Source organism: Flintibacter sp. SJQ-8, from assembly GCF_054108085.1.
The window spans coordinates 591,380-617,940 of record NZ_JBPJWR010000016.1; the positions used below are offsets into that span (position 1 = coordinate 591,380).

Consider the following 26,561-nt stretch of genomic DNA (forward strand, 5'->3'; position numbering starts at 1 on the left):
CCGGGGGTACTGGAATAGCAAGGGCCCGGACCAAAGTCCGGGCCCTTGTTGTGCTTTGGTTTTGGCTTAGCCGTTGTCGTCCTTGCGCTTCTTGCCGGTCAGGTTCAGCCAGACCAGGCCAGCGCCGGAGGCCACAGCGGCCATCACCCACAGACCCATGGCGTCGCCGGTCTTGGGCACGTCGGCCTTGGGGGTATCCTCGTCGGGGATGTCCACAGGGGCCTGGGGCAGGTCGGTCTTGGGGGTATCCTCGTCAGGGATCTCCACGGGCTGCTCAGGCAGATCGCTCTTGGGCACGTCGTCGTCCTTGATCTCGGTGTCGGGGGTGGGCTTGGGTGCGGGCCGGTCGTCGTCCCGGTCATCCCGGCCGCCGCCGCCGTTGTTGTTCACGGTGAGCACATAGTTCACCACGAACTGGTGGGGGGCCTCCCGGGTGGTGCCGGTCAGGTCAGCGGTCTGCTCCGCAGGGCTGGCCAGGTCGAAGGTATAGCCGCCGTGGCTGGCAGTGGCAGACGCATTGATGGTCTGGCTGGCCTTGGTGGTATCCTGCACCTGGGTGGTCTCGCTGTCCTGATAGGTGACGGTGCCGTCCGTGGTCACGGTGTAGTTGTAGGTCACGGTGTAGAAGTAGTTCACGATGGTGGGAGCCTTGGGGGTCCACTTAGCGGTGAACACGGTGCGCTGGTCAAAGGTGCCGTTGGTCATGGCGTTACCGGGCTGGGCCTTCCAGCCGGCGAAGTCATAGCCGTTTCTGGTGGGCTGAGGCACGGGCTGCTGGTCGTTCAGGCCGGTGTTCTTGACCACAGTGTAGTTCACACCGTCCTGAGAGTTCTTCCAGGTGCCGCCCTCCAGGTCGAACACCACGGTCACCATGTGGCGCACATACTCGATGGTACCGTTGGCACCAGCGGGGAGGATTTTATCCTTGTGGCTGTAGCGCTCCGGATTGTAACCCTCGTAGCCAGCACCCTTCTTGGCGTACTCCTCCATGTTGGCGCTCTTGCCGTAGGTCACCTGGATGGTTTCAGTCAGGGTCTTGTCCTCATCCTTGGTCTCGGGGCCGTTGTCCAGCACGGTGAAGAACACGTGGTTCAGGGTGGTGGACTGGGGATTGTTCACGGTCTTCCGATACTCCAGCGTCACATCGTAGTTCTGGAACTTCTCCATCTTGGGCATCTCGCTCACGGGGTTGCCGTTGACCTTCAAGCTGTTGCTGACGAAGTCGTTGAAGGTGAAGCCGTTATAGTTGTCATAGTCCGCACGCTTGAAGGGGACGGGAGCGTCCACTTCTCCGGTTTGTTTGCCGGAACTCTGGGGAACGCTGCTGGGGGTCCCGTCGGTGACGGTGGTATAGGTGGCGGTGATGGAGTAGGTGGGCTTCAGGTAGTACTTGATGATAACGGTAGCGGTGGGCTGACCATTCTCGCTCTTCGTGATCGTACCGGTCAGCTTGTCGTGATTCACATCGAAGCTGGCGCCGCTGCGATACCAAGTGTTGCCCGCCTTGTCCACGATGATCTCGGGGACATACTCGTTGCCACTCACGTCATAGTTCTTACCCACATAGTCGGTATAGGTCTTCTCCATAACGTCCGCAGCCAGGGCAAATTTGGGGTCGTTGCTCTCGCTCTGATACTTCACGACTACGCTGTTCTTGTCGCGCTCTTTGTAGTACAGATCGATCACGGTCTTTTCCTGGAAAGTGCCGGTCATATTGGGCTCGCTCACCAGGTCATAAACCACATAGTCCTTGGTGATGGACTTGACAACATATTTTTCACCATTTTTTGCGGAACTCAAATCATAGGCAGTGCCAATGGTTCCAGGCACAGAAACGGATTTATTCAGTTCCTCGTTGGTGCCCTCTTTCAGGTAATTCACAATTACAGTGCCGTCGCCATTCTTCGCATAGTGGAAGGTGACCTCGGTATTCTTTTTGATCTTACCCTCAGCGGGGTCGCCAGTCGCTTCCACAAAGTGATAGCCAGCGGGGGCGGCCTTCTGTTCGGCCTTATAATCCTGGCCGTAGAAGTAGTCGTTCTTAACGATGGTGTCAAAACCGTCGTGGGTGCTCTTGTCGGAGAACTCATACTTCACAGTCAGGGTGTAGGGGATCTGCTCGGTCTTGATGTCTACATGGTGGTTGGCCTGGATGTTTCTGATGCTGTAGCTGTACACGCCGTTGGCATCCGCATTGGCGGTCACGGCCTTGGGCTCGTCAGTACCGGCCTGGTCGGTCACGCTCGCCAGCTTATAGCCGGGCTTCAGCTTGAAGTTCACAGAGCCGTTCTTGCCCTTGCTATAGGTGAAGTTGTCGCCATTGATTGCAGTCACACCAGCGCCACCGGTCACAGTCACTCTATATTCATAGTGCTTATAGGTGATGGTGATATTGGGCGTAGCCTCGGCGTTCTTATTCAGCTGAATGGACTCAGGGCTGCGGCCAGTCTCGGTGTAGGTATCCACATTCTTGGCAGGAACGCCAGCGGCCTGGATCGTCTCCTCGTGCTCACCACGATAGGTATCGACGGCGGTGTTGGCATCAACAAGGGTCTCATTGCTGTCGGGGTCCACGTTATAATACTTGTGGGTCACAGTGTACTCAACGGGGGTCTTGGTGTCGTGGTAGAAGTACAGGGTGACGGTGGTGGTTTCCTGGCTGGGGGTGATGTCGGTGACAACCTCGCTGCCCTTTTCCAGTTTGCCGGTGCTGCCGGGGGCCACGGCCACCTGGTAGTCATACACAGTCTTGCCGTCATACTTCGTATAGTCGCCGGACTGGATGTTATACTGAACATCCCCGTCCTCATCCACATAGACGGTGCCGGTCAGGCTGATGGCATCCTTGTTATCGGGCTCGGCTTTGGGCTTGCCGTCCACGCAGGTGTAGTAGTAAGCCTCAACCTGATAGCTGGGCTTGATGGTCCAGGAGCCCTCGAACACCACGTCGTCGGTCAGATCGAATGTTCCATTCTCCTTGAATTCCACATTGCCGCTCTTCACGGTCCAGCCGGAGAAGTTGTACTTGTCGGAGGTGGGATTCTCAATGCGGGTCTGCTCAGAACCCCGCTTGAACCACTGCTTCTCGGGCAGGTCCATATTGGGGTTCAGGTCCTCGGGGGTGTTGTCGTACACATACTCCACGCTGTTCACATACTCCTTGGCGTAGTAGTGGACCAGCGTGTGGGCATCGGCCTTGTCGGTCACGTCGAGCGTATCGCCCTCAAAGATGGGATAAGTGCCGTCCTCCTGGACTTCGGTCAGCTTCTTGCCGTCCAGCTCAGAATACTGATAGACATACTTCACATGCTCGTCGCTGGTATCCAGGGCCTGGTTGGGGGCGTACACCTCAAGATCGGTCATGCCGTAGTCCGTTACCTTGCTCTGGAAGGCGTGGGGCTTCTGGACAGAATCGGTGATCTCGCTTGCGTTGCCGTTCTCGTCAAGAACCTTGAACTGCTCCTCCAGAGTGGACACCTTGTAAAATCCCTCGGGGATGTTGAACTGACCAGTGTACGCGGTCTTATTGCCATTCTGCTCAATGCCATACTGGAGATAAGTGGGATTGTTCAGCTTGATACCGGTGTAGTTGCCAGCATCCTCACTGGGGTCCAGCTTCACGCGATAGGTGTACTGGATAACGGTATTGCTGAACGAATCCTTATTGGTGGGGGTCCAGCGCAGGGTGCGGCCATCGCTGTCCAGCGTAATGTTGCCCTTGACGGTCTCAAAGTCCTCGTTCTCCTTGGGGCCATCCTTGGCGCTGCCGCTGACATAGGTCATCTCGTCGCCCATGGGGTCCACGATCATGGCGGAAATGCGGGTGGACAGCTCGGTAAAGGCGGAGTTCAGCGCTTCGGCATTATTGGCGTAGATATACTCGCCGTCGCCCTTGGCCATTTCTTTCAGCTTCGGGTTGTCCAGGGCAAAGCCCACGGTGTACACGTCATTTTTCTTGTTTTTAATAAAGTCTCTATAAGTGCTAGAGGTGTATCTATTGCCATATTCGCCGCCAGCAGTTGCTTCGCCGTCGGACAGCAGGACCAGAACCTTCTTGGTCACGGTGCTCTGATTCTGATTCAGCAGGTCGATACCCTTGTCCACACCGGCCATGATGTTGGTGCCGCCATCGGCAACCACATCGTTCAGGCTGTTTTCCTGCTTGGCATCGTCAGAAAAAGAGACGTACTGAACGTTAGCGCCCGCGGGCAGAGAATTCTCCAGTGCGGTCATTGCCGCCTTGGCAGACTCCAGACGGGTCTCATAGTTGACCCACTTGCCGTTCTCGTCCTTATACCGGCAGGGCAGCCAGTCGGTAGCATCACCCCAGCCGCCTGGAACCTCGTGTCTGACTTCTTTCTTTGTGCAGGTCAGCTGCCGTTCATAATGGCCGCCCAAAAGGCTGTCATCCTCTACCCAAACGCGCTGGTAGCACCACATACTATGCTCGTGGTCGCCCTTGTCGTGGTCAGGGTCGGTGCAGAACATCATGGAGCCGGACTTATCCAGGACGAACACCACGTCCAGGGGCTGCTGCTTGATCCTAGTGTCGCCGATGTCGGCGCGAACCGTGACTTCCCACTCGGTGTCGCCCACCCGCTCGGCGGTCTTGGTCAGGTTAATGCCGTGGCCGTTGACGTTTTCAACCGTGTCGGGCTTCAGGGGGTCGGGCTGGTTCTCAGCAACGTCCTCCTCAGCGAAGGCGCTGATCTGGACCAGGCTGAGGGTCATGACCATGGCCATGAGCAGGGACAGACCTCTGCGTCCAAGGCCCTTGAGCGAATACGCTCTTTTCTTCAATCGTTTGTTTCCCATTATTTCGTTCTCCTCCTCATTTTTTGCAACAGGAACGGAATACTGGCGGCCGGGCTGGCATGGCGTAATGCTTTAGCCCCCATTGCTTTGCGTCCCGCTCTTTCGGGCGGTTTGCCGTGGTCAGTGTCTTTCAGTGGCCCTGTGGGCCGGGGTCGCTGGGGTTTTGCCTGGGGTGGGGTCAGCTGCTCTTTTCCATCTGGCTGGCGCTCTCTAGGGCGCTGTCCATGAGAAGCAGCAGCTCCAGCACGCTGCGGAATCGCTGTTCGCCGCCGCCCTCCAGCCAGGCCACAGAGCCCTGCCAGCTGGCGTTCTGCCGGAAGATGACCCTGACGGTGAAGGTGGCGATTTTGCCCGTCCTGGGTCCTGTTCCGACTGCTGCGCTGCCCTTTCCCGCGGCGCTTGCGCCGAAGGCCCGGGGGGTGCTGAAAGCCTGGGGAAACTTTGTGGCGTCCAGCAGCCGCTCCATTTTCCGCAGGAAGTGGATGGCGCTGTGGAACTGCTCGCCGCTGTGCAGCTGGGGGTGGTAGAGCCGCCCGTCCAGCACACCGTCTTCATAGGAGTCGATGCACACCAGGGTGTTCCGGTATTCATTCGCCTGGACTCGGTTCTGCACGCTGTCAAGTCCTCCCCTCTCTTTAGGATGGCAACAGTATATCATATGATGGTTACAAAACCCGTTACATTTTGCTTTTCAACTCGCGGGCACAGAAAAAATCCTGCACAAATTATACCCAAACTTTTTGGGCAACTGGTACAATTAGGGGGTGTTTTTTGTGAGTAGGGTGTCATTTGGGGGAATTGGGGGGATTTGTGGGTACAAAGGCTATGAAAAAGGCCCGCCAGACGGCGGGCCCTCTCTCCACACATTCAATTCCCCATTCTCCGCCGCAGCTGCTCCGGGTTATCGGCGTAATTCAGCGCCGTCTCTCGGGTGATGCGGCCGGCCTGATACAGGTCCAGGATGGACTGGTCCATGGTCAGCATGCCCTCGCTGCCCCCGGCGGCGATGGCGTTGTCGATCTGGTGGTTCTTCCCGTCCCGGATCATGCTGCGGATGGCGCTGTTCATCTGCATCACCTCGAAGGCGGGGACCTGTTCCCCGTCCACGTCGGGCAGCAGCTGCTGGGACACCACCGTGCGCAGCACCGAGCTCAGCTGTACCCGGATCTGGGCCTGCTGGGCGGGGGGGAAGGAGTCGATGATCCGGTCAATGGTGTTCACCGCCCCCCGGGTGTGAAGGGTGGCGATGAGCAGGTGGCCGGTCTCGGCGGCGGTCATGGCCGTCTGGATGGTCTCGTGGTCCCGCATCTCCCCCAATAAGATCACGTCCGGGGCCTGGCGCAGGCAGGCGCGCAGGGCGGAGAGATAGTCCTGGGTGTCGATGGCGATCTCCCGCTGGCTGACGATGCTCTTCTGGTCCCGGTGGAGGTACTCGATGGGGTCCTCCAGGGTGATGATGTGGCAGTTCCGGGTGCGGTTGATCCGGTCCAGGATACACGCCTGGGTGGTGGACTTGCCGCTGCCCGCCGTGCCGGATACCAGCACCATACCATAGGTCAGCTCGGCCAGATCCATCACCTGGGGCGGGATGTGCAGGGCCTGAAAATCCGGTATCTCAAAGGCCACCACCCGCACCACCGCGGCCATAGACCCCCGCTGGCGATAGGCGTTCACCCGGAACCGGGCCAGTCCCCGGACGGAGAAGGAGAAGTCGTCGTCCCCCCGGGCCAGAAAGCCGTCCATGTCCCGCCCGGCCAGCTGATAGATGGCCCGCAGCAGCTCCTCCGTCTTGGGGGGCAGCAGCCGCTCGTCGTCCAGGGGCAGTATCTGCCCCTCGACCTTGGCGCTGGCCGAGCCGCCGGCCACAAAAAACAGGTCGGACGCCCGGCGCTCCACCGACTGGGTCAAATAGTCCATCAGCTCCGCCATGGGGATCGCCTCCTTTTGAAATGTAAGATCATGTGCTCCCGTCCCAAAGGTCCAGGTCCTCGTCCGCCTGCCAGTCCGCCGTGAAGACGGCCTGCCAGGCGAGGATCTCATGGCTCTCCCCCGTCAGCCGCACCCGGACCTCCAACGTCTGGGCGTCGGAGATGGGGCAGGCATAGGAAAAGACGCCCTCCCCCTCCGCCGTCACGCCGTCGGGGCGCTCCCCGGCCCGGAGCTGGGACAGGATCTCCTGGGCCTGACAGTCGGCCTGGTAATAGCCGGTGACGGCGCTCCAGCTGTTCTGGGCCAGCCGCCGGTCCGCCTGGGCCTGGGTGAGGAACAGCATGGCGAACACCGTGAGACACAGCACGGCGAAGATCACCAGCAGGGAGCTGCCCCCAACCACGGGCGCGGGATTTTTTCCCTCTCTCATGCGCTCTCTCATGTTCCCGCCTCCTGCCAGCAGACCTCCAGGGAGAACAGGCTCTCCCCGTTTTTCTCCGCTATGTCGATCTGTGCCCTGCCCAGCAGGGGCTGATCGCTCTCAACGGGCTGAACGGTGAGGGTATAGGTCGGCTCCTCCGCCGTCTCCTGCCAGGTCTCGTCCAGAGGGATGATCCAGCGCTGGCCGTCCAAATTGCCGCCCAGCTCTGCCGCAGCCTGGGCCAGGTCGCCATTCCGGGCTTTCAAGGTGTCGGCGGCGCTCTCTGCCCACAGCACGGCCCGGTCTGTGGCCTCCACCCGGCGGGATATCCCGTCGGCCAGCACAAAGGCCCTTAAGCACAGGGCGGCGGCCAGGGCGAAGACCAGCACCATCACTGTCTGCTCCATCAGCGCCAGGGGCGCACGGCTTTTCATGGCGTCGCCTCCCCGTTCAGGGGCAGATACAGGGCCAGGTCGGCCCGCTCCCCCCCGTCATAGCACAGGGCGGCCCGCAGCAGGCCGTCCTCCCGGGACAGTTCTAAATCTTCCGCAGGCAGCACCTGGGCGCCGTCCTCCGGGCCCATGCCGCTGCCGGGCTGGGCGTACAGCTCCATGAGCCAGCCGTCGTAGCAATAGACCCAGGTGGTGTAGACCTCACCGCCCTCCTCCTGATCGAAGGCCAGGGCGGGCGTGCCCTGTAGATCGGTAATTGTCACCGGGCCCTCCGCCTGACGCACCCGGGTGGCCAGATATTGGGCCCCGGTGCGTCGCTGATAGCTGTCCTGGTCCCGCTGGGCCAGGCCCTTGTACACCTTGGCCCCCGTCAGCAGGACGGACAGCACACAGACCGCGAACAGGGCAAACACCCCCAGGGGCAGCAGAGCGGACATATGCAGTTTTGTGTTTTGCTCTCTCATGTCTCCCGCTCCAGCACGGTGATGTCGGGCATCAGATTCGACCCCTCCACCTGATAGAACACCGCATAGCGCGACCGGTCGATCTGCACGCCCCAGTGCTCCTCTATGTAATCCAGATCCGGGGGATAGGCCCCCTGAGCGGCGTAGCAGGCCACCGCCGCCCGGCGGAGGGTCTCCTCCAGCTGACGGCGGCTCTGCTCCCCGCTGTCCGCGTTCAAATTACCCATGGCCCCAAAGAAGATGGCCAGGGCGCAGCATACCGTGGCCGCTCCCCCCACCAGGGAGAGCACCGCCCGGCATCTCTCTCGTCTCGTTCCCATGGCCGCTCACCCGATGGCGGACATGATGTGCATCAGGGGCAGCATCACCGACAGGAGGATGACCCCCACCAGCACAGAGGTCACGCCCACCAAGGCGGGCTCCACCCGGCTGACCCGGTCCTCCAGGGCGTCCTCCCCGGCCTGACCCAGGCGGCGGGCGATGTCCTCCATCACCCGGTCGCCGGAGCCGCTGCGCAGCCCCAGGGCCAGCAATCGGCACTCCGCCGGGGGCAGCACTTCGGACTGGCGCACCGCCTGGGAGAGCTCCTCCCCCCGGTCCAGCCGGTCCAAGCAGTCCCGGCACCGGGCCTGGGCCCCGGGGACGTCCTCCAGCAGGTCGGCGGCCTGGGTGAGGGCGTCCTCTAAGGGCAGACCGCTGGCCATGCCCATGGACAGGGCCTGGGCAAAGCGGCCATCGCTGATCTTCCGGGACACGCCCCGGTCCCCAAAGCGCCGCCGCCACCGGGAGATTAGCCCCTGGCGGAAGCCTTCAGACAGGGAGAACAGGGCCAGAAACACCCCGGCGGCGGCCAGCAGCAGGCACAGCACAGGCATCCCCCGGTCCAGCACCCGGCCCAGGGCCAGCAGCCCTCCGGCCACGCCGGTCAAGCTGCCGCCCAGCCCGGCATAGACCTGGTCGAACACCGGCAGCACCTTCGTCAGCAGCACCACGATGACCCCCAGCATGATGAGCATCAGAATACAGGGGTACAGCAGGGCAGAACGCAGGCGGCGGTCCAGGCTCATGCGGCTCTCATAGTGCCGGGCCAGGGCGTTCAGGGCCTCCTCTGTCCGCCCGGCGGCCTCCCCCACCTCCGTCAGGGCGCAGAGGTAGTGGGGAAAGCGCCCGCTGTCTTCCAGGGCCTGGGCCAGAGAGGCCCCGTCATCCACCCGGCGGGCCAGGTCGGCCAGCAGCTTGGCCAGGGCCGGCTCCTCCTGCTGCTGGCCCAGCAGGTCCAGGCCGTCCGCCGTGCCCACCCCCGCGTGGAGCAGCAGGGCCAGCCCGCCGCACAGGTCCATTAAAGTTTGGTTGGAAAGGGGCTTCTCCCTCATAGCGGTCTCCTTCGCGTTTCCCGGCTGCCCGGGCAGAAATTTTGTTGCAGTTACGGTGATTATACCACCTTCGACCTGTTTCAACAATAGGCCGCAGGGAGAGACAGAAAAATCGGGCCCGCGGTGTTCCGCAGGCCCGATTCCAGAGTGTTATCTTTAATAGAAGTATTTCGCGGAGTAGTGGGAGCCGTCCCCGATGTAGGCCATGATGGACGCGCTCTGCTTTCCGGAGGAGGCGAAGGTGGGGTCCATGCGCTGCCAGGTGGAGCCGTCGAAGTAGATGGCTCCGTCCACCCAGCCGTTCTCCTTGGTCCACACGCTGATCCAGGCGTGATAGGCCGTTCCGGCGTAGCCCACCACCAGCTTGCAGGGGACGCCCTGGCTGCGGAGCATACCCGTCATCAGGGCGGCATAGTCAAAGCAGATGCCCGTCTTTTTGGCCAGCACCGTGTCCAGCACGGGGAGATATCCGCTCTTCACGCTGGCGGCCAGTTCCTTGTCATAGGTGATGTTCTTCACCACATAGTTGTACACCAGCTCCACCTTCTTCAGGGGGTCGGTGACGCCCTTGGTCAGCTCCGCCGCCTTGGCCACGGTGTTGGGGGCCTCGGCATAGTTCACATACTGGTTGGGGTGGGTGAAGGGGGCAAACTCGTCGGTCATGGTCGCGTTGAAGGTGGCGGAGACCACGGCGGCATACTTGCTGCCCTCGGTGTTCTGATACACCGTCACCTGATAGCTGCCGTTGCCGTCGGACAGGGGGAAGGTGGCCCAGCTGCCCGCCGTCAGGTTGTATGTATAGGTGGTGGTGGGGCCCTTCACCTGGGCCTTCAGCCGCTTGTCCGTCTGGGCGGTGTACTGTACCATCACATAGCCGTCCTTGGTGTTGGAGTAGTCCACCACCGCCTTGTCGTTCTTCTTGGCCAGGGTCCCGGGGGCGGAGGTGGTCAGACTGGGGTCGATGGCCCCCGGTCCGGCAGCTAGGGCCACCATCTCGTCCTCCAGGGTGACTTCCTGAGAGGACGCGTCTCCGCTCTGGTCGGCCGCAGAAGCGGCGGCCATGGCCTGCACCGCGTCTCCGGCGGTATTCTGGGCGCAGCCGGACAGCATCATGGCTGCCAGGGCCAGGGCCAGCACTCGTTTCCACATATTACGCATCGCACATTCCCTTCTTTATCTCTCACGGGAGGCTGTAAATCGACAGGATCTACTTTTTCTCTTATACTATACTATAGCTGCGGCAGAATGAAAAGAGGGTTTCCGCATTTTTGTTACATTTTTTATTTTTTCTTCCTTTTTCATGCTTTTTCGTATTTCTAGTTGTCATTTCCAATCTTTTGTAGTATATTAAAGTTGAATTTCGAACGATTCTCTAGGATGACCGGTCTGTCATGACCGTTTTCTTTTGTGGAGGTACTGGACCATGTGCATCACCTCGCTAAAAGTGAATATGCTGGGCGGCCTCTCCATCCAGTCCGGCGGCGCAGAGATCAACGACAGCGACAACCGCTCCCGCAAGGTGTGGCTGCTGCTGGCCTATATGATCTATTGCAGAAAGCGCCCCGTGACCCAGGAGGAGCTGGTCCGGCTGCTGTGGGATGACGGGGACAACGTGACCAACCCCGCCAACGCCCTGAAGACCATGTTCCACCGGGTGCGCACCACCCTGGACCGGCTGGGGGACTCCGCCGGGCACATCCTCATCGTCCGCCAGGGGGGCAGCTACGCCTGGAACTGCAAGGTGCCCCTCACCCTGGACGTGGAGGAGTTCGACGAGCTGTGCCAGGCAGCCTCTGACGCCACCCGCCCCAAAGAGCGGCTGGAGCGCTATCTCAAGGCCCTGGAGCTGTATAACGGGGACTTTTTGGCCCACTTCTCCTCCGACCCCTGGGTGGTGCCCGTGGCGGCCTATTACCACAACATCTATCTCCAGGTGGTCCACGAGGTACTGCCCATGCTGGAGGAGGCGGACCGCCGGGAGGAGGCCGCCCTGCTCTGCCGCCAGGCCATCCAGCTGGACCCCTACTGTGAGGAGCTCTATTGGCACCTGATGCGCAATCTGCTGGACCTGGAGCGGCAGAAGGAGGCCATCGTGGTCTATGAAGAGGTCACCCAGCTGCTCTATGACAACTTCGGCGTGAACCCCTCCGACGAGCTGCGGGCCCTCTACCGGGAGGCCATGAGCTCCGTCAGCGACCAGCCCCTGCCCCTGCAGGAGATCCAGGAGCGGCTCACCGAGGCCGACCCGGACCGGGGGGCCATGGTCTGCCAGTTCGATTTCTTCCGCACCCTGTACCAGATGCAATCCCGTTTAGTCGCCCGCAGCGGCGACGCGGTGCACATCGCCCTCATCTCCGTCCAGGGGGAGGACAACGAGCCCCTGCCCAAGCGCAGCCTGAACCGGGCCATGAAAAATCTGCTGGACCAGATCCGCTACAGCCTGCGCCGGGGGGATGTGGTGGCCCCCTGCAGCGTGTCCCAATACATCCTGATGCTGCCCCAGGCCAACTATGAAAACAGCTGCATGGTCTGCCAGCGCATCCTCCTCTCCTTCGCCCGCCGCTACCCCCACTCCCCCGCCAAGCTCCACTACAGCGTTCAGCCCCTGATCCCGCTGATGTGATATCTCCACGGACCGCCGATCTGGCGGTCCGTTTTTTGCGGAACGGATTGCCGCGTCGGGCGCTACCCTCCTCGCAATGACAAGAACGACAGCCGTCATTGCGAGGAGCAAAGCGACGTGGCAATCCGTCCCCCTTCCCGCAACTGTCTGTTGCTTGTGTCTTTCCCCAATATCTGCTATTCTGTGGAAAAGGAGGCGGATAATCATGGAACCGAAGGATGTGATCGCCGCGCTGCGGCAGAAGCACGGATTTTCTCAGCAGGCCCTGGCCGACCAGGTGTTTGTCACCCGCCAGGCGGTGTCCCGCTGGGAGAGTGGGGAGACGGTGCCCGGGCCGGACACGCTGAAACTGCTCTCCCGGCTGTTCAATGTGTCCATCAACACCCTGCTTGGCTCCCCTCAAAAGCTGATCTGCCAGTGCTGCGGAATGCCCCTGGAGGACAGTATCCTCAGCCGCGAGCCGGACGGGACCCCCAACCAGGACTACTGCCAGTGGTGCTATGCCGACGGAGAGTTTGCCTACACAGACCTGAACACCCTCATCGACTTCTGTGCCGGACACATGGCCAGCCCCGCCTGGCCGGAGGATCAGGTCCGGGCCTATTTACAGGCCACCCTGCCCACGCTCAAACACTGGAAACACCCCCAATAAGCGCGCAAAAGCAGCACCCGCCGAAACGGGTGCTGCTTTGCTGTCTTCTGCAAGAGAGTTGATTTCAGCCCTTGACCTCGGTCTCGAAGGGCTCGCCCAGAGTGACGGGGCCGCCGATGTAGGTCTTGACCACTTTGCCGCCCTCCCGCACCGCGGTGGCGGTGACGGTACCGGCGGGCTGGATGTAGCTGCGGCTGAAGGTGCCTTCGGTCATGTCCCGGCTCTGAGCCAGGGCGGAGGCCAGGGAGCCGGACCCGCAGCTGCCCTCCCACACCAGGGTGTTGGTGGCGGGCACCTTCACCAGGGGGGTCATGTGCAGGGTGTTGGTGTCCAGGAAGATGACGCCATAGGCGTCCAGGCCGGGGATGTCCTGGAACAGAGGCTCGGCCTGGTCAAAGATGGCCTGGCTGGGCTCCACGTTCTCCAGCACCAGGTGGGCGATGCCGCCCAGGTGGACCAGGGTGCCCTTGTGCCCGGCGAACTCCACATTCTTCAGCCACTGGGGCAGGGGCATCTCCGCCCGGGAGGTCCCGGCGGCCAGGTCGGTGTCCACGGTGACGATGTGGTCGCAGCCGCTGGTCTCGATGCGCACATGGGCGGGGGCGCCCAGCTTCTTGGCCGTCAGCAGGCCGAAGGCCCGGGTGGCGTTGCCGCAGAACTCGCCGCCCATCATCTCCATGCGCCCGTCGCCCCCCTCCTGGGGGGTGCAGACAAAGCCCACTTGCTCAGCTTTATATTCAGGCACGGCCATCAGCTGGGCGGCGACGTCCGCCCGGCGGCTCTTCTCCACGGGGTCCAGCACAAACAGGGTGATGTTGCCCGCCGGGTCGGCGCGCAGTACGTTCAGCTTCATAGTGACACACGCTCCTTCTCTTTTTCGGTCCCGCCCAAAACAGGGCGGGCGTTCAAACAAAAAAACGGGGGCAAGGGCAAAGCCCTTGCCCCCGAGGGGAAAACAAGTGTAAGGGGAGGATTACTGGAAGTCGGGGATATACTCCTTGATCAGCTCCAGCAGCTCGCCGCTGTAGATCATTTCCTTCACAGCCTGGATGTCGGGCCAGATCTCACGGTCGATCTCGAAGAAGGCGACCTTCTCGCGGACCTTGTTGTAGATGGCCTGGTGCAGGGGGGTGATGCCCTGGCCGTGGCTGTTCAGGCGGCGGCGGATGTCGATGGCCTGGCAGGAGGTCATCAGCTCCAGAGCCAGACAATCCAGGGTGTTCTTCACGATCATGCCAGCCTTACGACCAGCGGTGGTGCCCATGGACACGATATCCTCCTGGTTGGCGGAGGAGGGGATGGAGTCCACGGAGGCGGGGTGGGCATAGATCTTGTTCTCGGACACCATGGAAGCGGCGGCATACTGCACGATCATATAGCCGGAGTTCACGCCGCCCTCGACGGTCAGGAAGGGGGTCAGGCCGTTGGACAGAGCGGCGTTGACCATACGCTCGATACGGCGCTCAGAGGCGTCGGCCAGCTCGGAAGCGGCGATGCCCAGAGTGTCGAAGGGGATGGCCATGGGCTCGCCATGGAAGTTGCCGCCGGAGATAACAGCCTCGTCCTCCAGGAACATCAGGGGGTTATCGGTCACGGCGTTCAGCTCGATCTCCACCTTGTCCAGGACATAGTCCAGGGCGTCACGGACAGCGCCGTGCAGCTGGGGGATGCAGCGCAGGGCATAGGCGTCCTGCACGCGGTCGTGCTGGCAGTTGTCGATGATCTCAGAGCCCTCCAGCAGCTTGGCCATGTTCTCGGCGACCAGCATCTGGCCCTTCTGACCACGGACAGCGTGGATACGGGGATCGAAAGCGTTGCGCAGACCGGTCAGGCCCTCAAAGTCCAGAGAGCCGATGATGTCGCCCATCTGAGCGGCGCAGATGGTGTCATACAGAGCCAGGGAGCCGACGGAGGTCATGGCGCAGGTGCCGTTGGTCAGGCCCAGGCCCTCCTTGCTGACCAGGGTGTCCAGGGTCTTGATGCCAGCCTTGGCCATGGCCTCGGCGCCGGACATCTCCACGCCCTCGAACTTGGCGCGGCCACGGCCCAGCAGAGGCAGGGACATGTGAGCCAGAGGAGCCAGGTCGCCGGAGGAGCCCAGGGAGCCCTTCTGGGGGATGATGGGGGTGACGCCCTTGTTCAGCATCTCGATCATCATCTCGACCAGCAGAGGACGCACGCCGGACACGCCCACGCACAGAGCGTTGGCGCGCAGCAGCAGCATGCCGCGGGCCACCTCGTCGGCATAGGGCTCGCCCATGGCGGTGCAGTGGCTGAGGATCAGGTTGGTGGACAGCTGGTTGCTCATCTCGGCGCTGACGGCCACCTTCTGGAAGTCGCCGAAGCCGGTGGTGATACCATAGGCCACGCGCTTCTCAGCGGCGATCTTCTCGGCCAGGGCGCGGGACTTCTTCATGGCCTCCAGAGCGGAGGGGGCCAGCTCGACGGTGGCGCCGAAGCGGGAGACAGCGACGAAGCTCTCCAGGGTCAGGCTATGGCCGTCCAGGACCACATTCTTGATAGCTTTGGGGTTGTACAGCATTCTAAAATTACTCCTTCCAAATTGGGGCGGCATTTTTTTCTGCGCCGCCTTCGTCTGCAGTAACTAGCTTTGGTATCCCGCCCGGAAAATATCCGGGCGGGATACATGAGCATTTTAAGGAATTACACGAACTGGGACAGGACGATGGCGCCGATCATCAGGGGGATGTTATAGTGCAGGAAGGTAGGCACGCAGGTGTCCCAGATGTGGTTGTGCTGGCCGTCGGCGTTCAGGCCGGCGGTGGGGCCCAGGGTGGTGTCGGAAGCGGGGGAACCGGCATCGCCCAGAGCGGCGGCAGCGGACATCAGGATGATGGTAGCGGGGATGGAGAAGCCCATCCGCTGGCACAGAGGAACGTACAGGATGGCAACGACGGGCACGGTGCTGAAGGAGGAGCCGATACCCATGGTGACCAGCAGGCCGATCAGGGTGATCACGGTGGCGGCGATCCACTTGTTGCCGCCCATGACGGCGATCGCGGCCTCGACCAGCTCGTTAACAGCGCCGGTGGCCTTCATGACCTCGGCATAGCCGCCGGCAACCAGCATGATGAAGCCGATCAGGCCCATGATGCGGACGCCGCCGTCAAACTGCTCGTCGATCTTGTTCCACTTAACAGCGCCGCCGACGATCATGATGGCAACACCGGTCAGAGCGGCCAGAGCCAGGGAGTCGGCCAGGACCTGGACCACGACCACGCCCAGGATGGCGACCAGGGTCACGGCGTGAGCAGCGGTGAAGCGGTCGGAGGCGGCATCGGAAGCGGCAGTGTCGGCAGCGACCATCTTGTACTCACGGGGCTTGCGATAGGTGACGAACACGGCGATCAGCAGGCCGACCAGCATGCAGCAGCCCAGCATCCAGTTGTAGTGGGAAACTTCGCTGACGGAGGTCTCCATGCCGTTGGCGGTCATGTTGTCGGCGATGATGCCCATGAAGATGGCACCGAAGCCGAAGGGGATGGAGATGTAGGGGGCCTTCAGGCCGAAGGACAGAGCGCAGGCCACGCCGCGGCGGTCGACCTTCATCTCATTGAACATGGCCAGCATGGGGGGGATCAGGATGGGGATGAAAGCGATGTGCACGGGGATCAGGTTCTGAGACAGGCAGGCCACAGCGGCCAGGATCAGCAGCAGCACAGAGGCGCTCTTGCCGCCCATGATCTGGGACAGCTTCTTGGAGGCCATGTCGGCCAGACCGGTGGAGGCGATGGCGGTGGCGAAGGTGCCCAGCAGCACATAAGCCAGAGCGGTGTTGGCGTTTCCGGAGAAGCCGTCGCACAGGATGCCCATCGCGTCGGGGATGGAGATGCCGCCCAGAACAGCGCCGGTCATAGCGGCGATGATCAGGGACATCAGCACGTTCAGCTTCAGCAAGCACAGGACGCAAAGGACAACGACGGATACCAGAACGGGATTCGTTAATAATGACATGTTATTACCCCTCTTTTCAATTCGTTCTTTTCCCTTCTTCTAAAAACAGCGGTTTCATGCGTTTGCGATTCGACCCTTTGACCTTATCTCTCTCCCGCGCGGGCTAGCACCACCGGGCTTTGAGAGGCTTAAAATCTATCGGGTCTCCTCTCCTCTGTTCTTAACGATTTTTATTATAACCGATGTTTTAGATAAATTCAATAAAAACTTTTCGATTTTTACTTTATTCTTTATGCAACATCACAGCAATTAGGTGATTCACTAGTACACTGCATTGTGATATCGTCTATACAAGAACAGACCGGCAGAGAAGAGAACTCCGCCGGTCTGTTAGAAAACTCTGTTCTGTATTTATATTCACCCGTTCGCTGCCTGACGCAGCACCGCCAGCAGCTCCTCCGTCACGGCCCCGTTGGTGCCCATGACGTCGCCGCCCATTTTCAGGGAGGGGGCCGCTCCGTCCACCGTTACCACGGCTCCGCCGGCCTCCTGAACGATGAGAAGACCCGCGGCATAGTCCCAGGGCTTCAGGCTGTTCTCCACATAGGCGTCCAGCCGGCCCGCCGCCACATAGCACAGATCCACAGAGGCCGCCCCCACCCGGCGGATGTCGTGGCAGCGGTCATACACCGCCCGCAGACACCGGAAGGTCCGGTCCGCCGCCTCCCGCTGGCTGGGGTTGGTCCCCACGTCCACCAGGCAGTCGGCCAGGCGCTTCGCCCCGCTGACGTGGATGGGCTCCCCGTTCACAAAGGCCCCGCCGCCCCGCCGGGCGGAAAATAACTCCCCGGCATAGGGATCGTATACCAGGCCCAGCTCCACTTGCCCTTTATCCGCCAGGGCCAGGGACACGGCGCTGTGGCGGAAGCCGTGGACCAGGTTCATGGTCCCGTCCACCGGGTCTAAGATCCACATGGGCTTTTCAAAGTCCAGGCCGCTGTTGTCCTTCTCCTCCCCCATCAGCTGCACTTCCGGGGCGAGCTGAGCCAGCCGCTCCTTTAAAAAGGTCTGTACCGACAGGTCCACCTCGGTCACAAAGTCGGTGACCCCCTTGTGCTTCATGTGGCTGGCCTTGGTCCGGTCATAAAAGATCTGTCCGGCCTCCCGCACCGCCTGCTCCACCTGTGCCAGAAAAACGGGGTCCTGAATGTTCATATGGATTGCCTCCTATATAAAATGCTTCTCTTTATCTTTTTCTCTTTAACAGAAACAGGATAAACAACGGGATGAGATTTAGCAGCAGCAGCGACGGGATCTCTATGGTCAGCCTGTGGTATATTTTAGGAAGCATTTCCAGTTCCACTGCTTCTCCAAATTCGTACCACACGTTCACCATCTTGAGTTCCGTTAAAACTGCCAGCGCTCCAAACATCAAACTGCCAAATGTAAGAACATGGGGCATCATCTGCTTTTTCTTCCCTGCCGCAAAAACGTTGACACAGGCCAGGAAAAATGCGATCCGCATATAAATCCTCCAGGTGACATTCCACATAAAACCACCCCGTTTTTTATTTTTTATCCTCCTGGATCAGCAGCTTCAATGCCTCCACACCCACGTCGATGGCGGCGGAGGTGTCCAGGGATTCCTTCTGATCCAGTCCGGCGGCCTCCCGCTCCTGGTTCCAGATGACGTGGAACACCGCTCCGCAGCGCACACGGCGGGCGGCGGCCACAGTGAACAGGGCGGCCCCCTCCATCTCCGAGGCCAGCACCCCCAGCCGCTTCCACGCCTGCCACTTCTGCTCCAGGTCATAGGACACGGGCATCCGGCCCGGGGAGTGCTGGCCATAGAAGGAGTCCTTGCTCTGCACCACCCCGGCGTGCCAGGGCTTGCCCAGGGCCTTGCAGGCCCGGACCAGGGCATCCACCGCCTGATAGTCGGCCACAGCGGGCCACTCGATGGGGGCATACTCCCGGCTGGTGCCCTCCATGCGCACCGCCCCGGTGGCCACCACCACGTCGTCGCTCTGGACGGACAGCTCGATGCCGCCGCAGGTGCCCACCCGGATAAAGGTGTGGGCACCCAGATTGGCCAGCTCCTCCATGGCGATGGCGGCGGAGGGCCCGCCGATGCCGGTGGACACCACGCTCACCCGCTCCCCCAGCAGCTCCCCCGTCCAGGTCTCGAATTCCCGGTTGGTCTTTACATGCACCGCCCCGTCAAAGCGCTGGGCAATGGCCCTGCACCGGCCCGGGTCGCCGGGGAGGATGCAGTATTTGCCCACGTCCCCCTGGGCGCACTGGATATGAAACTGGACGGAACGTTCCTTTTCGTTCATGGCGGAGTCCTCCTTGTCTCTTTTTTCTCATGCTATCATATCTAGGTGGGGTTTTCAACGGCGGTTTTCAGACTTCTCCCCCTTTACGGCGATTTTGTTTGCTGATATAATAAAGAAAAGAAAATAGTCCCGGCCCACGGGCCGGGACCTGCTGTGATCTTCCATCTCATCAGGAGGTGTCCGCCGTGTCTATCCCCAGCTGGGCAAAGCGTATTTACCGCAGAGTCCGGGAGCAGTTTCTCCGCATCCCAGAGACGCCACGCAGTCTCATCGTCTCCGCCCTGTTCCTGTGCGGGGCCTATCTGGCCAGCGGCATTCTGATCAACCACACCGGGGGCGAAAACAACTCCGCCCTGGTCTTTGTGCTGGCGGTGGTCATGATCTCGCTGCTCACCGAGGGGTATGCCTATGGCATCGTCTCCTCCATCATCGGCGGCTTCTGCATCAACTTCTTCTTCATGGTGCCATACGCCGCCTTCTCCCTGAGCTACGCGGGCTATCCGGTGGCCATGATCTCCATGGTGGCCATCTCCTGCGTGGTGTGCGCCCTGACCACCCGGACCAAAAACCAGCGGGCGGAGGCCATCCGCCAGGAAAAGCGCACCAAATCCCTGTACGAGCTGAACGAGCGGCTCAACGCTGAAAAGGCGGCCATCCAGCTGGAGTCCGCCCGGGAGACCATCCGGGGCAACATCCTCCGGGCGGTGTCTCACGACCTGCGCACCCCCCTCACCTCCATCTCCGGCGCGGCCTCGGTGCTGCTGAGCAGCCCGGAGGTCTCCCCGCAAAACATAGCCATGCTGCGGGACATCAAAAACGACGCCGACTCCCTCATTATTATGGTAGAGAATCTGCTGTCCATCACCCGCATTCAAGACGGCAACATCCCCCTGAAAAAGCACGAGGAGATGCTGGAGGAGGTGGCCGGGGACGCCATCCTCACCACCCGCCGCCGCTTTCCCGACTGCCACGTGGAGCTGGACCTGTCCGAGGACATCCTATATTTTCCCATGGAACCCATGCTGGTCAAGCAGGTGATGGTGAATCTGCTGGAAAACGCCATCCGCCACTCCGGCGACACCCAGCACATCACCCTGCACCTGTTCCGCCAGGACGACTGGGCGGTGGTGGAGGTCCGGGACCGGGGCAAGGGCCTGTCCCCCGAGATCTGCCAGGCCGTGCAGGCCGGCAAGCAGCTGGACAAAAAGCTCTCCGGCGACACCTCTCGGGGTATGGGCATCGGCCTGTCCGTCTGTCAAAGCATCATCAAGGCCCACGGCGGCTTCTTCGCCGCGGGCAATAACCCGGAGGGCGGGGCGGTGTTCCGCTTCGGTCTCCCTATGGAGGAAACGAACCATGCCTGAAAAACGCGTCATCCTGGTCATCGAGGATGACCACGCCATCAGCAACTTTATCTGCCGCGCCCTCACCGCCAACGACTATAAGGCCATCCCCGCCGCCAGCGGCAAGGAGGGCCTGTCCCTGTTCTTCTCCCACAGCCCGGACCTGGTCCTCCTGGACCTGGGGCTGCCCGACATGGACGGGCTGGAGGTGCTGGAGCAGTTCAGCGACCTGCCCCAGGAGGTGCCCACCATCATCATCTCCGCCCGTGACCGGGAGTCGGAAAAGGTCAAGGCCCTGGATATGGGGGCGGACGACTATGTGGTCAAGCCCTTCGGCGTGTCCGAACTGCTGGCCCGCATCCGCACCACCCTCCGCCGGGCCGACCGCATCAAGGTCAGCCAGGGCATCCAGCGGGACGTGTATCAGGTGAAGGACCTGGTCGTGGACATCTCCAAGCACCAGGTCACCCTGGGCGGCCAGCTGATCCACTTCACCCAGAACGAGTTTAAGATCCTGGAGCTGCTGGCCATCCACGCCGGGAAAGTGCTCACCTATGACTTCATTTTGCAGCACGTGTGGGGCCCTTACAGCGGCAACAGCAGCAACCAGATCCTGCGGGTGAACATGGCCAACATCCGCCGCAAGCTGGGTGAGAACCCCTCCGAGCCCAAGTACATATACACCGAACTGGGCATCGGCTATCGGATGCTGGAGGATTAAGAGATTATTTTTCAAGCCGCGAAGCGTGTGCTTCGCGGCTTTTATTTTGGACGTTGGGAACGGATTGCCGCGTCAGGGCTGCGCCCTTCCTCGCAATGACAGCAAAACTGACCCGGATATGTCATTGCGAGGAGCGGAGCGACGTGGCAATCCGTCTAACTCATCCCTCCTAACTCCTAACTCATCACTTCCCGCAGCCTCCCCAGCGCTTTGCGCTCCAACCTGGACACCTGCACCTGGGACACGCCTACGATCCGGGCGGTCTGTACCTGGGTCATGCCCCGGTAATAGCGCAGCAGCAGCACCTCCCGCTCCCGCTCCGGCAGGGTATCTAAAGCCGTGCGCAGGGCCAGGCGCTCGATAAGACCCTCTTCCTCGTTTCCGGCGGTGAGCATCCCCTCTAAAGTCAGGCCGTTCTCCCCCGTCTCGCTCTGGAGGGAGAGGACGGGCTCTGCCGCCGTCTCCGCCGCGGCGATGTCCTCCGGCTCCAGCCCCGTCTCCGCCGACAGCTCGCTGAGGGTGGGCTCCCGGCCCAGCCGGGCGGACAGGCGGCTCTGGGCCCCACGCACGGCGGCGGAGCGCTCCTTCAGCCCCCGGCTCACCTTCACCGGCCCGTCATCCCGGAGAAAGCGGCGGATCTCCCCGGCGATCTTGGGCACGGCATAGGTGGAAAACTGGGTGCCGTAAGCGGGATCAAAGCCCCGCACCGCCTTTAAAAAGCCCAGGCAGCCCAGCTGATACAGGTCGTCCGGCTCCACCCCCCGGCCATAATACCGCCGGACCACGCTCCAGATCAGGCCGTTGTTCTCCCGCAGCACCTGCTCGCAAGCCGCGCTGTCCCCCGCCCGGGCCGCCGCCAGCAGCTCCCCCGCAGACAAGGCTGGGGCGTTCATCGCCCCGCCCGGCGGGCGATTCTCCGCCGCATGGTCACTGTGGTCCCCTTGCCCGGAGTGGAGCGCACCTTCACCGTGTCCATAAAGCTCTCCATAATGGTAAAGCCCATGCCGGAACGCTCCTGGCTGCCGGTGGTGAACAGGGGCGTTCTGGCCTGCTCAATGTCCGCGATGCCCACGCCCCAGTCCCGCACCACGATTTCCAGGATGTTGTCCTGGCGAATACGCAGTTTCAGGACGATCTTGCCCAGGGTGTCTGGGTAGGCGTGGACGATGGCGTTGGTCACCGCCTCGCTCACGGCGGTCTTCACGTCGTTCACCTCCTCCAGGGTGGGGTCCAGCTGGGCGGCAAAGCAGGCCGCCGCCGCCCGGGCAAAGCCCTCGTTGGCCGAGCGGCTGGGAAACTCTAAAAACGCATGGTTCTCCTCTTTCATGTATGTACCTCCTCTCTGCCGCCCCGGTCACTCGAACCGGAGCATCCGCTGCAGGCCCGCAGCATGGAACACCCGGGCCGCCTGGTCCGGGGTGTTCACGATCTTGATGGCCCCCCGGATGTGGATCATGCCCTTCCAGGCCCGCAGCAGCACCGCGATGCCCGAGCTATCGGTAAAGGTCAGCCCCGACAGGTCCAGCACCAGTTCCCGGGGCAGGGCCAGGTCGATCTGCCGGTCCAGCTCCTCCATCACCGCCCGGGCCCCATGGTGGTCCAGCTCTCCGGACAGCTCCGCCCCCGCAGCACGCGGCCCTCCTCTGTACACACCACCGGCACAGCGCTCTCCTCCTTTTCAAAATGCGGCCTTTGCCGCCTGTTTTCCGCCGAGTATAGGACAGGTCCCCTGTCTGAACCTGCCATTTTTTGTCTGTTGTTCTCTTCCGCTTTACAAAATTTTCATTCTGCCCTATGATGAAAGGGAAAGGGGGGCGCGCTCCCGTGTCCAAAGAGCTTCATCTCACCTCCGGTCCCATCCTGCCCCAGCTGCTTCAGCTGTGTCTGCCCCTGCTGTGCGCCAACGTGCTCCAGCAGCTTTACAACATCATCAACTCCCTGGTGGTCACCCGCTACATCGGCGACAGCGCCTTTGCCGCCCTGGGGGTGGCGGAGAGCGTGATGAACCTGTTCATCTATGTCATCACTGGGGCCTGCATGGGGGCATCCGTCCTCATCGCCCAGTTTTATGGGGAGCAGAACCTGCCCCGGCTGCGGCAGCAGCTGTATGTCTCCGCCGTGCTCATCGGCGGCTGTACGCTGGCTGCCGTCATTTTGGTCCAGCTGTTTCTCCCCCAGCTCCTGGCCCTTATCCAGACGCCAGAGGAGCTGATGGCCGACGTGGTCCTCTATCTCCGGGTGATCTTAATTGGGATGCTGTTCACCTTCACCTATAACTACCTGGCCGCCACCCTACGGGCGGTGGGGGACACCAAGTCCGCCCTGTACTTTCTGCTGCTCTCCCTGGGGTATAATCTGGCGGCGGCCTGGCTGCTGGTGGCTGTGTTAAAACTGGGGATTTTGGGCACAGCCCTGGCCACCGCCTCGGCCCAGCTGCTGTCCTCCGGGCTGTGCTTCGTCTATATCCGCAAAATGCGGCCCTTTCTGGCCGTCCACCGGGCCGACATGCGCATGGACCCCGTCCTCATCCACCGCACCAGCAGCTATGCCGCCGTGGCCGCCCTCCAGCAGTCCAGCCTGTATCTGGGCAAGCTGATGATCCAAAGCGCGGTGAACGGCATCAGTCTCGCCTCCACCGCCCCCATCTCCGCCTTCACCGCCGCCACCCGGGTGGAGAACTTCACCCAGGCCTTTGGCATCAGCGGCTGCGAGTCCATCGCCATCTTCGTGGCCCAGAACCAGGGGGCGGGGAAGCATCGCCGGGCCCTGAGCGGCTTTGTCCGGGGCGGCGCCCTGGTCATCTCCACCGGCCTTATTTTCTCCGCCCTGCTCCACCTGTTCGCCCCCGCCTTCTCCGCCGTCTTTCTGGAGTCGGGCAGCGGAGCCCTGGCGCTGTGCAGCTCCTATCTGCGGCTGATGGGCTGGTTCTACTGGCTGTCCTTCACCGGGCACACCTTTGTGGGCTGGTACCGGGGCACCGGGCGGATGAACATCACCTTTTGGGGCACCACCATCCAGATCGTCGTCCGGGTGGTGGGGGCCTATCTCCTGGTGGGCCGCCTGGGGCTGGACGCCGTGGCCCTGGCCACCGGCCTGGGCTGGACGGTCATCGTCCTGTTCCAGTTGACCGTGTTCGCGTTGGAGCGTCGGCGTGAGGGCGCGGACAACTAAAAAAGCACAAAAAATCAGCGTGGCTGCGTTTCTGACAGCCACGCTGATTTTTATCCTGTTTATTCCGTCCTTCCGGTGAGCTTGAACCGGTTTTTGTGGTACTCCAGCAGGCCCTCCTCCTGCATCCGGCCCAGCTCCCGGGACAGGGCGCTGCGGTCCAGGTTCAGATAGTCGGCCAGCTGCTGGCGGTCAAAGGGGATAGAGAACTCCCGGCGGCCTTCTAAAGCGGCCTGACCGGCGAGATAGGTGGTCAGCCGCCCCCGCACCGTTTTGGGGGTAGCGCAGAACATCCGCCGGGACAGGGCCAGGTTCTTCTGGGTGGACATGGCAAGCAGGCCCGCCAGCAGCTTCCGCTGCCAGATCTCCCCGGCGTACTGGGGCAGGAGCAGGGCGTGGACGTCCAGGAATAAGATTTGGCTCTCCTCCGCCGCCGTCACGTCCACCATCAGCACCTCCCGGCAGAAGGCATAGGTCTCAGCGAACACCTGGCCCCGGGGGATGTGCCCTAAGATACTTCGGCTGCCCGACAGGTCCACCGTCTCGATGTTCACGCTGCCCTGTTCCACCAGGCCCAGCTCTTTCCCCCGGTCCCCGCAGCGTAGCACCGCTTCCCCCTTGTGATAGCGCCGCCGTCTGGCGTTTGACAGCGCCAGCATCCGGGCCCACTCCTCCTGTGTCACGCCGCAGCGGCGGACGATCTCGTTTTCCTCCATGTCGCGCGCTCCTCTCTCTGTCACAGGCTCACGGTATTTCCGGGCAGGGCATACTCCTCCTCCCGGGCCCGGAAGCGCTGGGAGTGGATCATATCCTCCTGCAAAAAGTCCCGCACATAGTCCACAAAGGCCTCCATCAGCGGGGACAGTCGGTGCTCCCGCTCCCACACCAGCACATATTCCGCCTTGCGGGCGGGCTGGGTAATGACCTTAGACACCAGCAGGTCGTTGGGGGTATAGGTGGTCTGGGGGAAGATGCTCAGCCCCACTCCCTGCTCCACCAGGGCCACCGCGTCCATATAGTTGGACATCTCGCACAGGATGTCCGGCTCTGCCCCGATCTCCCCGAACCACTCGTGGATGGCCTCCACCCTTGACTTTCGGCTGGGCACGATGAGGGGGCAGCCCACCAGGCTCTTTAACGGCAGCTCGTTCCCCGGCTGCTTGGCCAGGGGGTGGTCCTTGGGGATCATAGTCACCCAGGGCTCCTGCCCCACGGGGATACCCTCCAGATGCTCAGAGTCATAGGGGGCGGCGATCACCGCCAGGTCGGCTAGGCCCCGGCGCAGGCGGTCCAGCACGTCGTCGCTGCTGCCGTTCCACAGGCTGTAGCGCACCCGGGGGAACTCGTCCCGGAACCCGGCGATCCACCGGGCGCACAGATAGGGGGCACGGCCCTCCACCATCCCCAGGCACAGCTTGCCCGAGATGCCGTCCTTCATGGTGGTCAGCTCCTGGCGGGTCTTGTCCTCCAGGTCCAGCAGCTGGGCCGCCCGCTGGAGCAGAAAGCTGCCCTCCTCCGTCAGGGTCAGCCGCCGCTTACCCCGGACGAACAGCGTCACCCCCAGTTCCTCCTCCAGGCCGTGGATCTGGTTGCTCAAAGGGGGCTGGCTCATGTTCAGCCGCTCCGCCGCCCGGGTGATATTCAGCTCCTGTGCCACGGTCAAAAAGTAACGCAGCTGCCGCAGTTCCATATGCCTCATCTCCTTGGGCTTATTATATCGAAAAGATATGATAAGCACAATGCAATATGTATTTTATTTTTTATCAAAGTGGTGCTATGATAAGACCATCAAAAGGGAATACAAAAATTTCAAAACAAAAAGTCACATGAAACAAAGGAAATAGGAGGTCTTGATTCATGAAACGGAACATTTGGAACGAGCTCACCGAGATGCTGCGGATGTATTATCAGACTTTCGCCGAGAATTTCTGATGTTTCATTTCCGCCATTCACTTCAAACAGAAAGGGAGTCTTGATATGAAAAAACTGGCTGAATTCCTGAAGGATTATTACCGTACCTTCGCAAAATAAGAAACCCGCTCCCCTCAAATCCATCTTCTTCAACAGAAAGGAAGTTTTCAATATGAAAAAGCTGTCTGAGTTCCTGAAGGATTATTACCGCACCTTCGCCAAGTAACAAGCAAGCATTCTCCTCCGGCCATCTGGCCAAACTGCTTTTGCAGGTTCCATCCAAACCTATCAAAAGCCATATAAAAATACGGACCTGCGGTTCTCTCCTGCCGCAGGTCCGTGTTTTGTGCCCTTCTCTTGACAAATCCGGTCAAACTCCATACAATTAAATTATTATTGTACTGTTCAAAACGCCCCCGAAAGCCGGGGAGAAAG

At 61.4% G+C, this 26,561-nt stretch carries 26 protein-coding genes and 1 riboswitch; of the genes, 5 read left to right on the forward strand and 21 right to left on the reverse strand.

Annotated features, from left to right (window positions below):
- Positions 1–66: 66 nt before the first annotated feature.
- From ACSAMP_RS14355 to ACSAMP_RS14395, 9 genes are all read right to left on the reverse strand, one after another.
- A complete protein-coding gene (locus tag ACSAMP_RS14355; RefSeq protein ID WP_457800912.1) occupies positions 67–4,815 on the reverse strand; it encodes a vWA domain-containing protein in 4,749 nt (1,582 codons plus the stop codon).
- A gap of 41 nt (positions 4,816–4,856) precedes the next feature.
- Positions 4,857–4,941, reverse strand: a riboswitch (cyclic di-GMP riboswitch).
- Positions 4,942–4,993: 52 nt separating this feature from the next.
- Positions 4,994–5,428 (reverse strand): hypothetical protein, encoded by a 435-nt coding sequence (locus tag ACSAMP_RS14360; protein WP_457800913.1) that lies wholly within the window; start codon positions 5,426–5,428, stop codon positions 4,994–4,996.
- A 254-nt stretch (positions 5,429–5,682) separates the two neighbouring features.
- Entirely contained in the window at positions 5,683–6,744 is a 1,062-nt protein-coding gene (locus tag ACSAMP_RS14365) for a type IV pilus twitching motility protein PilT (RefSeq protein WP_457800914.1), read from the reverse strand.
- Positions 6,745–6,772: 28 nt separating this feature from the next.
- Positions 6,773–7,186 (reverse strand): hypothetical protein, encoded by a 414-nt coding sequence (locus ACSAMP_RS14370; RefSeq protein ID WP_457800915.1) that lies wholly within the window; start codon positions 7,184–7,186, stop codon positions 6,773–6,775.
- Positions 7,183–7,599 (reverse strand): hypothetical protein, encoded by a 417-nt coding sequence (locus ACSAMP_RS14375; RefSeq protein WP_457800916.1) that lies wholly within the window; start codon positions 7,597–7,599, stop codon positions 7,183–7,185. Before ACSAMP_RS14375 ends, ACSAMP_RS14370 begins: the two co-directional genes overlap by 4 nt.
- On the reverse strand, positions 7,596–8,081 hold the full coding sequence (locus ACSAMP_RS14380; RefSeq protein ID WP_441795337.1) for a DUF4860 domain-containing protein: 486 nt from the start codon (positions 8,079–8,081) through the stop codon (positions 7,596–7,598). Before ACSAMP_RS14380 ends, ACSAMP_RS14375 begins: the two co-directional genes overlap by 4 nt.
- Entirely contained in the window at positions 8,078–8,401 is a 324-nt protein-coding gene (locus tag ACSAMP_RS14385) for a hypothetical protein (RefSeq protein ID WP_457800917.1), read from the reverse strand. The genes ACSAMP_RS14380 and ACSAMP_RS14385 overlap by 4 nt, the downstream gene beginning before the upstream one ends.
- Before the next feature lie 6 nt (positions 8,402–8,407).
- On the reverse strand, positions 8,408–9,454 hold the full coding sequence (locus tag ACSAMP_RS14390; protein WP_457800918.1) for a type II secretion system F family protein: 1,047 nt from the start codon (positions 9,452–9,454) through the stop codon (positions 8,408–8,410).
- A 156-nt stretch (positions 9,455–9,610) separates the two neighbouring features.
- A complete protein-coding gene (locus ACSAMP_RS14395) occupies positions 9,611–10,612 on the reverse strand; it encodes a transglutaminase-like domain-containing protein (RefSeq protein WP_457800919.1) in 1,002 nt (333 codons plus the stop codon).
- 265 nt (positions 10,613–10,877) lie between these two features.
- On the opposite strand from ACSAMP_RS14395, the gene ACSAMP_RS14400 reads away from it, so the two are divergent.
- Together ACSAMP_RS14400 and ACSAMP_RS14405 are read left to right on the forward strand one after the other, a co-directional pair.
- Positions 10,878–12,077, forward strand: a complete 1,200-nt coding sequence (locus tag ACSAMP_RS14400; protein ID WP_441795333.1) for an AfsR/SARP family transcriptional regulator — start codon at positions 10,878–10,880, stop codon at positions 12,075–12,077.
- A 205-nt stretch (positions 12,078–12,282) separates the two neighbouring features.
- Entirely contained in the window at positions 12,283–12,729 is a 447-nt protein-coding gene (locus ACSAMP_RS14405; RefSeq protein WP_457800920.1) for a zinc ribbon domain-containing protein, read from the forward strand.
- 64 nt (positions 12,730–12,793) lie between these two features.
- Here ACSAMP_RS14405 and ACSAMP_RS14410 read toward each other — a convergent pair whose 3' ends face one another.
- From ACSAMP_RS14410 to udp, 6 genes are all read right to left on the reverse strand, one after another.
- The gene (locus ACSAMP_RS14410) at positions 12,794–13,582 is read right to left on the reverse strand and encodes a histidine racemase CntK family protein (RefSeq protein ID WP_457800921.1); all 789 of its coding nucleotides are present in this window, start codon (positions 13,580–13,582) and stop codon (positions 12,794–12,796) included.
- A gap of 120 nt (positions 13,583–13,702) precedes the next feature.
- On the reverse strand, positions 13,703–15,271 hold the full coding sequence (hutH, locus tag ACSAMP_RS14415; RefSeq protein WP_457800922.1) for a histidine ammonia-lyase: 1,569 nt from the start codon (positions 15,269–15,271) through the stop codon (positions 13,703–13,705).
- Positions 15,272–15,393: 122 nt separating this feature from the next.
- The gene (locus ACSAMP_RS14420) at positions 15,394–16,704 is read right to left on the reverse strand and encodes a Na+/H+ antiporter family protein (RefSeq protein ID WP_457800923.1); all 1,311 of its coding nucleotides are present in this window, start codon (positions 16,702–16,704) and stop codon (positions 15,394–15,396) included.
- A 357-nt stretch (positions 16,705–17,061) separates the two neighbouring features.
- Positions 17,062–17,859 (reverse strand): inositol monophosphatase family protein, encoded by a 798-nt coding sequence (locus ACSAMP_RS14425; RefSeq protein ID WP_457800924.1) that lies wholly within the window; start codon positions 17,857–17,859, stop codon positions 17,062–17,064.
- A 31-nt stretch (positions 17,860–17,890) separates the two neighbouring features.
- On the reverse strand, positions 17,891–18,169 hold the full coding sequence (locus tag ACSAMP_RS14430) for a hypothetical protein (protein ID WP_457800925.1): 279 nt from the start codon (positions 18,167–18,169) through the stop codon (positions 17,891–17,893).
- Between the two features lie 43 nt (positions 18,170–18,212).
- On the reverse strand, positions 18,213–18,983 hold the full coding sequence (gene udp, locus ACSAMP_RS14435) for a uridine phosphorylase (RefSeq protein WP_457800926.1): 771 nt from the start codon (positions 18,981–18,983) through the stop codon (positions 18,213–18,215).
- Positions 18,984–19,168: 185 nt separating this feature from the next.
- Between udp and ACSAMP_RS14440 the strand changes: the two genes are divergently transcribed.
- Together ACSAMP_RS14440 and ACSAMP_RS14445 are read left to right on the forward strand one after the other, a co-directional pair.
- Positions 19,169–20,347 (forward strand): sensor histidine kinase, encoded by a 1,179-nt coding sequence (locus ACSAMP_RS14440; protein WP_457800927.1) that lies wholly within the window; start codon positions 19,169–19,171, stop codon positions 20,345–20,347.
- Positions 20,340–21,047 (forward strand): response regulator transcription factor, encoded by a 708-nt coding sequence (locus ACSAMP_RS14445; RefSeq protein WP_457800928.1) that lies wholly within the window; start codon positions 20,340–20,342, stop codon positions 21,045–21,047. Before ACSAMP_RS14440 ends, ACSAMP_RS14445 begins: the two co-directional genes overlap by 8 nt.
- Positions 21,048–21,223: 176 nt before the next feature.
- Here the strand turns inward: ACSAMP_RS14445 and ACSAMP_RS14450 are convergent, their stop codons facing one another.
- Genes ACSAMP_RS14450 through ACSAMP_RS14460 form a run of 3 tightly spaced genes read right to left on the reverse strand, consistent with a single transcriptional unit; the run spans position 21,224 to position 22,698 of the window.
- Complete coding sequence (locus ACSAMP_RS14450) at positions 21,224–21,940, reverse strand: sigma-70 family RNA polymerase sigma factor (RefSeq protein WP_457800929.1); 717 nt, start codon at positions 21,938–21,940, stop codon at positions 21,224–21,226.
- Positions 21,937–22,374 carry an anti-sigma F factor gene (spoIIAB, locus tag ACSAMP_RS14455; RefSeq protein ID WP_457800930.1) on the reverse strand — a complete coding sequence of 146 codons (438 nt, stop codon included), beginning with the start codon at positions 22,372–22,374 and terminating at the stop codon, positions 21,937–21,939. Before spoIIAB ends, ACSAMP_RS14450 begins: the two co-directional genes overlap by 4 nt.
- 27 nt (positions 22,375–22,401) lie before the next feature.
- Positions 22,402–22,698, reverse strand: coding sequence for an anti-sigma factor antagonist (locus ACSAMP_RS14460; protein WP_457800931.1), 297 nt, complete (start codon positions 22,696–22,698; stop codon positions 22,402–22,404).
- Between the two features lie 173 nt (positions 22,699–22,871).
- On the opposite strand from ACSAMP_RS14460, the gene ACSAMP_RS14465 reads away from it, so the two are divergent.
- The gene (locus tag ACSAMP_RS14465; RefSeq protein ID WP_457800932.1) at positions 22,872–24,218 is read left to right on the forward strand and encodes an MATE family efflux transporter; all 1,347 of its coding nucleotides are present in this window, start codon (positions 22,872–22,874) and stop codon (positions 24,216–24,218) included.
- Between the two features lie 59 nt (positions 24,219–24,277).
- On the opposite strand, the gene ACSAMP_RS14470 is transcribed toward ACSAMP_RS14465, so the two are convergent.
- The 3 genes from ACSAMP_RS14470 to ACSAMP_RS14480 form a co-directional block, all read right to left on the reverse strand.
- Positions 24,278–24,931 carry a Crp/Fnr family transcriptional regulator gene (locus tag ACSAMP_RS14470; protein ID WP_457800933.1) on the reverse strand — a complete coding sequence of 218 codons (654 nt, stop codon included), beginning with the start codon at positions 24,929–24,931 and terminating at the stop codon, positions 24,278–24,280.
- A 20-nt stretch (positions 24,932–24,951) separates the two neighbouring features.
- The gene (locus ACSAMP_RS14475; RefSeq protein ID WP_457800934.1) at positions 24,952–25,905 is read right to left on the reverse strand and encodes a LysR family transcriptional regulator; all 954 of its coding nucleotides are present in this window, start codon (positions 25,903–25,905) and stop codon (positions 24,952–24,954) included.
- A gap of 264 nt (positions 25,906–26,169) precedes the next feature.
- Positions 26,170–26,355 carry a hypothetical protein gene (locus tag ACSAMP_RS14480; protein WP_457800935.1) on the reverse strand — a complete coding sequence of 62 codons (186 nt, stop codon included), beginning with the start codon at positions 26,353–26,355 and terminating at the stop codon, positions 26,170–26,172.
- Between the last annotated feature and the right edge of the window lie 206 nt (positions 26,356–26,561).

Coding starts and splice junctions, on each gene's coding strand:
- ACSAMP_RS14355 (WP_457800912.1), bottom strand. CDS start 4,815: ATGGGAAACAAACGATTGAAGAAAAGAGCGTATTCGCTCAAGGGCCTT.
- ACSAMP_RS14365 (WP_457800914.1), bottom strand. CDS start 6,744: ATGGCGGAGCTGATGGACTATTTGACCCAGTCGGTGGAGCGCCGGGCG.
- ACSAMP_RS14370 (WP_457800915.1), bottom strand. CDS start 7,186: ATGAGAGAGCGCATGAGAGAGGGAAAAAATCCCGCGCCCGTGGTTGGG.
- ACSAMP_RS14375 (WP_457800916.1), bottom strand. CDS start 7,599: ATGAAAAGCCGTGCGCCCCTGGCGCTGATGGAGCAGACAGTGATGGTG.
- ACSAMP_RS14380 (WP_441795337.1), bottom strand. CDS start 8,081: ATGAGAGAGCAAAACACAAAACTGCATATGTCCGCTCTGCTGCCCCTG.
- ACSAMP_RS14385 (WP_457800917.1), bottom strand. CDS start 8,401: ATGGGAACGAGACGAGAGAGATGCCGGGCGGTGCTCTCCCTGGTGGGG.
- ACSAMP_RS14390 (WP_457800918.1), bottom strand. CDS start 9,454: ATGAGGGAGAAGCCCCTTTCCAACCAAACTTTAATGGACCTGTGCGGC.
- ACSAMP_RS14395 (WP_457800919.1), bottom strand. CDS start 10,612: ATGCGTAATATGTGGAAACGAGTGCTGGCCCTGGCCCTGGCAGCCATG.
- ACSAMP_RS14400 (WP_441795333.1), top strand. CDS start 10,878: ATGTGCATCACCTCGCTAAAAGTGAATATGCTGGGCGGCCTCTCCATC.
- ACSAMP_RS14405 (WP_457800920.1), top strand. CDS start 12,283: ATGGAACCGAAGGATGTGATCGCCGCGCTGCGGCAGAAGCACGGATTT.
- ACSAMP_RS14410 (WP_457800921.1), bottom strand. CDS start 13,582: ATGAAGCTGAACGTACTGCGCGCCGACCCGGCGGGCAACATCACCCTG.
- hutH (WP_457800922.1), bottom strand. CDS start 15,271: ATGCTGTACAACCCCAAAGCTATCAAGAATGTGGTCCTGGACGGCCAT.
- ACSAMP_RS14420 (WP_457800923.1), bottom strand. CDS start 16,704: ATGTCATTATTAACGAATCCCGTTCTGGTATCCGTCGTTGTCCTTTGC.
- ACSAMP_RS14425 (WP_457800924.1), bottom strand. CDS start 17,859: ATGAACATTCAGGACCCCGTTTTTCTGGCACAGGTGGAGCAGGCGGTG.
- ACSAMP_RS14430 (WP_457800925.1), bottom strand. CDS start 18,169: ATGCGGATCGCATTTTTCCTGGCCTGTGTCAACGTTTTTGCGGCAGGG.
- udp (WP_457800926.1), bottom strand. CDS start 18,983: ATGAACGAAAAGGAACGTTCCGTCCAGTTTCATATCCAGTGCGCCCAG.
- ACSAMP_RS14445 (WP_457800928.1), top strand. CDS start 20,340: ATGCCTGAAAAACGCGTCATCCTGGTCATCGAGGATGACCACGCCATC.
- ACSAMP_RS14450 (WP_457800929.1), bottom strand. CDS start 21,940: ATGAACGCCCCAGCCTTGTCTGCGGGGGAGCTGCTGGCGGCGGCCCGG.
- spoIIAB (WP_457800930.1), bottom strand. CDS start 22,374: ATGAAAGAGGAGAACCATGCGTTTTTAGAGTTTCCCAGCCGCTCGGCC.
- ACSAMP_RS14470 (WP_457800933.1), bottom strand. CDS start 24,931: ATGGAGGAAAACGAGATCGTCCGCCGCTGCGGCGTGACACAGGAGGAG.
- ACSAMP_RS14475 (WP_457800934.1), bottom strand. CDS start 25,905: ATGGAACTGCGGCAGCTGCGTTACTTTTTGACCGTGGCACAGGAGCTG.